This window comes from Cryobacterium sp. 10I5, assembly GCF_035019865.1.
GTDB lineage: Bacteria > Actinomycetota > Actinomycetes > Actinomycetales > Microbacteriaceae > Cryobacterium > Cryobacterium breve_A.
In genome coordinates this window covers 1-4,369 of the sequence record NZ_JASJVI010000153.1, presented here as the reverse complement: position 1 = coordinate 4,369, position 4,369 = coordinate 1, and the positions used below count along the sequence as shown (strand labels likewise).

Below are 4,369 nucleotides of genomic sequence, written 5' to 3'. Positions count from 1 at the left end.
GGTCGCGGGCGACTCGCTGGTTACGTGATGCCCAGCATGGAACACGTCGATCGGGTCGGCCAAACGGATACCGAAGCGAGCCTCAACGTCGGCGAAGTGCCGGGCTTGCAGAAACTGGAAGTAGTGTCTGAACGTGCTGACGTAGTCCCTGCGCGTGACGGGTCCCACGCCGCGTTCGATAAGCGCGGCGACGACCGCGTCGACGTCGAAGGCGGTCAGCTCCCATGCGGGCTTCTCCGCCAAAGCGAGGAAACGCTCAAGCACGCCCGTGCCGTTGTCGATGGTGAGGGCGCTGAATCCGCGGGCCACTTGGCTCGCGACGAAACCGTCCACGCACTGCCGCTGGAATTCCATCGGCTCCATGGCATCGGCCAGTTGCGCGCCTGGAGAATTGTCGCTCACCACGCGCAGCCGGGGTCGCGGCGTCACTGCATACCTCCCGCCCGCCTCGATTTCTGAGGCGCTGCCTCATATTTCACTCCTCGATCGAGCAAATCGCACCTCGCCACGCCGACCACGCTCGACCTACTCCCCACAGGGGATGCGGCACTCAGAGTCGGAACGAACGTATGGGAACCTCAGTTCGCTGGGGCGACGTCTTCGGCGACCAGGTCGTGGCCGCGGCCATGATCGACCGCATCGTTCACCACGCCGACGTCATCTCACTCAAAGGCGCCAGCTACCGGCTCAAGGACAGCGGAATCACCACCCTGCCTTCCGCCAGACCCGAAAACACCGTAGAATAGATGAACCACGGTGGCCTACTTTTCGAAGAGCACCAACGGCCTACTATTCAACGAGCGTCGACACCTGGGTCTGCGATGTTGGGCGTCCAGCCGTTGTTTGCCTCCAGGTATGGCATCGCGTCGGCAAACTGCGCAGGAATCGTTGCGGTGCCTTGATGCTGAGCGCACAGCCATTCGATGTAGGTGGCCAGCCTTCATTCAGCCAGATATCCTTCCAGCCAGAGGGCGTCACCGAATCGCCGAACCATTGGTGCCCGAGTTCATGGACCACTGTTGCTTCGTCCGCGACCTGTGAGTAAACAGGCGGGGTTTGAGTCTCTAGGGCGTAGTCGACTGAATCGTCGACAGTCGGGGTTTGACGGCGTGTTAAAGCGAGGTCCTCGCCCTAACTCAAGCCACGCCGACGCAAACGTCCTTACGGCTTGATCAGAGCGTTGACCGCTGGCAGCCCGAGGTTGCTCTACTCTGGCACCCTCGGCTTCCTCGCCGGGGCGGAGTCCTACTCCGACGTTCAGCGACGCTTCGAGGCGTGAAGCGATCCTGTGCGTGCTTGGGGGACGGGGAATCGCGGAGGTGTCCTCTGGCTGTGTTCAGGAATGCATTGTCGAACGATGGTCAGCGATACCACTTGCCGGCGAGTGGGTCCTCACCTGGGTACGTCGGAAGTGAGTAGCCGGGGCTCCAGAACGGCATGACTCCGTAGTAACCGTAGGTATTTTCGTAGAATTCCTTTTGGTTCACGAGTTCTGGGTCGTACGTGGGGGCACCGGCGATGTGCTCGGCGGACTGGCTGATGTGGACTTCGTCCTGGGTGATTTTCGTGATCGCATCTATCGGGATGAATGATTTGGCTTCTCCAAGTCCCAGGAAGCCGCCGGAGGCCACTTCAAGGAATCGAATCTTGTTCTCTTTTTCATCCAGGAGCAGCGCGTCGATTTTCCCGAGGGGTTGGTGGTCTTTGTCGAACACTCGCCGACCTCGAATGTCATCTTCTCGCTCGGCGACGGTTTCGTCACTGTCCTGTAGCCTGACCAGCTTGTCGAAGTGCGCATCTGTCATTTTCCCTATCCGTTCCGGCGGTGTGCCGCCTTGTCTTGCGTTGGCTGTTGGTTCGCTTTCATTCGGGAGGCGGAGTGGCAGGTCCAGTCAGGCCCTGTCAGGATCGATGGCGTTGCCACCCGCGTCGATCTCGGATGTGGTTCAGGTCGTGGACGCCGCGTAGATCCGCTCGACAGAGGCGGCCAGCACGGCGTCGAAGTCGGCGTCCGATTGTTGGGCGGTGAGGCCTTCGAGCAGAGCGCGGCTAAAGCTGGCGCTCAGACCGAGATTCTCGGCCAGCAAGCGGCACGCCTTCGTCTGACTGTAGCCACCAGAAAGCGCCACCACTCGAAGCACCATCGGATGGTAAATCAGGTCGGAGTAGAAACCGGCTACCGTCGGGATCGACAGCTTGAGGATCACCGGCTGGTCGGTGGAGAGCCCGTCGAGGGCTGCCAGGGCATCGGCTTTGAGGAAGTTTTCGGCCTCGGCCTTGTCGGGAGCGTTCACGTCGACTTCGGGTTCTAGGATCGGCACAAGGCCGTGGGCCAGAATCTGCCCTGCGACGGAAAACTGTTGGTCGACGATCGCCTGGATTCCGGCGGGGTTGGCTTCCTTGATCACGGAACGCATCTTCGTACCGAACATCGTGCGCTCAACCGCACGTGCGAGGAGGGGTTCCAGCTTGGTGAGTGGCTTCATCAACTGGACACCGTCTACCTCGACAGCGAGGCCCTGGTCGACCTTGACAAACGGCACGATGCCCTTGGCGGTGAGGTAATCACCCGTCAGCTGGCTGCCAACGGTGCGGTCCATGGTCTGCTCGAAGAGGATCGTCGCGAGAATGCGGTCGGAGGTGAAGCTTTCTGCGGTCATCACGCGGGCGCGCATCTGATGCATCAGGTCGAACATCTGCTCGTCGGTACTGTAGGACGACGGGTCTATTCCATAGAGCTTCAGTGCGCCGCCCGTGCTGCCGCCGCTCTGATCGAGCGCCGCGACGAAGCCGACTCCGGTGTTCATTCTTTCTGCTTGTTCGGTATTCAAAGTCCCTCCAAAGGTTGTGGACTCCATTTCAGTCTAGTGAGCAGCGATCCTCGTCTGAGTCGAGTGGCCGAGGGCGGTTTGTCCGCCACTTCTGTTCTGGTCTGGTCGCCTGAGCATCGCCGCAGGCGCGTTGACGGCGGCCTTAGGGCAGTCTGAGGGTGTCGAGGGTCGCGCGCAGGGTATGAGCCGAGTGCTGGAAGAGCTTCTGCTCCGCGTCGGAGAACGGCACCTCGATCACCCGGGACACGCCGCCGGCATTGACGACCGCCGGAACAGAGAGCGCAACCCGGCTTATGCCGCGATAGTCGGTGAGCAAGGAACTGATCGGAAGTATGGCGCCCTCGTCTCGCAGCACGGCCTCCACGATCCGGGCGCCGGAGAGTCCGATCGCATAGTTCGTAGCGCCCTTGCCTGCGATTACCCGGTATGCGGCGGTCTTGACGTCCTTGGTGATGGCCGCGAACTCGGCCTCAGAGAACTTCGCCCGGTCGTCGGATGCCGGCGAGATGTCGTCCTTGACCCATTCGGAGAGGGAGATCGGACCGACGCGAGCCTGAGACCAGAGCGGGAATTCCGAGTCGCCGTGTTCGCCGATGATGTCGGCATGTACGTTGGCAATCGCGACGCCGACGCGGTGCGCGAGCAGCAAGCGAAGCCTCGAGGAGTCGAGGACGGTGCCTGAGCCAAAAACCCGTGCCGACGGGAGCCCGCTGAAATGAAGGGCCGCGTAAGTGACGATGTCGCACGGATTGGTCACGATCATGAACACGGCGTCCGGCGCTCGTTCGACGAGTGTGGGCATCAACTCACGCAGGATGCCGACGTTGACAGCGGACATATCGAGACGCGATTGCCCGGGGTGCTGCCTGGCTCCTGCGGTGATCACGACCATGTTCGAGCCCGCGATCGCGTCGAGGTCCGCCCCGCCGGACACGCAGGAGGCGCCGGTGAACTGCGTGCCGTGGGCGAGGTCGAGTACTTCGGCTTCGACCTTGGGCTTGTTGATGTCGTAGAGCACCACCTCGCGGGCTGATTGCCGGATCAGCGCCGCGTAAGCGAGCGAGGTACCGACGGTGCCCGCTCCGATGATGGCCAGTTTGGAATTCTCGATTGCACTCATGAATCCACTCTCCTCCTTCGCGGTTTCCTCCGTCGCGGCGAATTGTAGGTCACCGGATGTCGCTGCATCCTTGATGCATGGAAACACTGCCGATCGGCCGTATCGCTCGTCTCGCTGGCCGATTTCCGAACCGCAGATGTAGCATGAAGGAGCGATCCCGTCCACCGATTGTGATGGGTCATGTGTGCACTCTCGATGTGAACGCGTTTATGTCTCGGTCGCTCATCCAGTGAACCAGGCTCAGTAGCGAGCAGTTCATGACCCGTTTGAGACCGAGGGAATCCATGGCCGATGCAACGCACGAATCCACCAGCATGTCCAAAGTGCCACAGTCCGGTGAACCCGCCGAGGTCTCGCCCGCTGCCGAGGTCTCGGTCCGGCGCTGGAATGAGCTGAAGCGCGAGTACAACCTTCGCCA

5 protein-coding genes and 1 pseudogene are annotated in these 4,369 nt (G+C 61.4%); 1 reads left to right on the top strand and 5 read right to left on the bottom strand.

Annotated features, from left to right (window positions below):
- Positions 1 to 402: site-specific integrase (locus tag QN350_RS19125; protein ID WP_323517126.1), on the bottom strand; the 402-nt coding region annotated here is incomplete at its 3' end.
- A gap of 182 nt (positions 403 to 584) precedes the next feature.
- Between QN350_RS19125 and QN350_RS19120 the strand changes: the two are divergent.
- Positions 585 to 746, top strand: a pseudogene (locus QN350_RS19120) (ATP-binding protein); the annotation flags it as partial.
- A 43-nt stretch (positions 747 to 789) separates the two neighbouring features.
- On the opposite strand, the gene QN350_RS19115 reads toward QN350_RS19120, so the two are convergent.
- The 4 genes from QN350_RS19115 to QN350_RS19100 form a co-directional block, all read right to left on the bottom strand.
- Positions 790 to 1,017 (bottom strand): M1 family aminopeptidase, encoded by a 228-nt coding sequence (locus tag QN350_RS19115; RefSeq protein ID WP_322140258.1) that lies wholly within the window; start codon positions 1,015 to 1,017, stop codon positions 790 to 792.
- Positions 1,018 to 1,361: 344 nt separating this feature from the next.
- Complete coding sequence (locus QN350_RS19110) at positions 1,362 to 1,805, bottom strand: PRC-barrel domain-containing protein (RefSeq protein ID WP_322135575.1); 444 nt, start codon at positions 1,803 to 1,805, stop codon at positions 1,362 to 1,364.
- Positions 1,806 to 1,946: 141 nt separating this feature from the next.
- Positions 1,947 to 2,831, bottom strand: a complete 885-nt coding sequence (locus QN350_RS19105; protein ID WP_323508717.1) for a fructose bisphosphate aldolase — start codon at positions 2,829 to 2,831, stop codon at positions 1,947 to 1,949.
- 142 nt (positions 2,832 to 2,973) lie between these two features.
- Positions 2,974 to 3,951, bottom strand: coding sequence for an L-lactate dehydrogenase (locus tag QN350_RS19100; protein WP_322187923.1), 978 nt, complete (start codon positions 3,949 to 3,951; stop codon positions 2,974 to 2,976).
- Positions 3,952 to 4,369: the final 418 nt, after the last annotated feature.

What these genes read in the sequence shown, in the direction of transcription:
- QN350_RS19110 (WP_322135575.1), bottom strand. Translation starts at nt 1,805, where the DNA reads ATGACAGATGCGCACTTCGACAAGCTGGTCAGGCTACAGGACAGTGAC.
- QN350_RS19100 (WP_322187923.1), bottom strand. Translation starts at nt 3,951, where the DNA reads ATGAGTGCAATCGAGAATTCCAAACTGGCCATCATCGGAGCGGGCACC.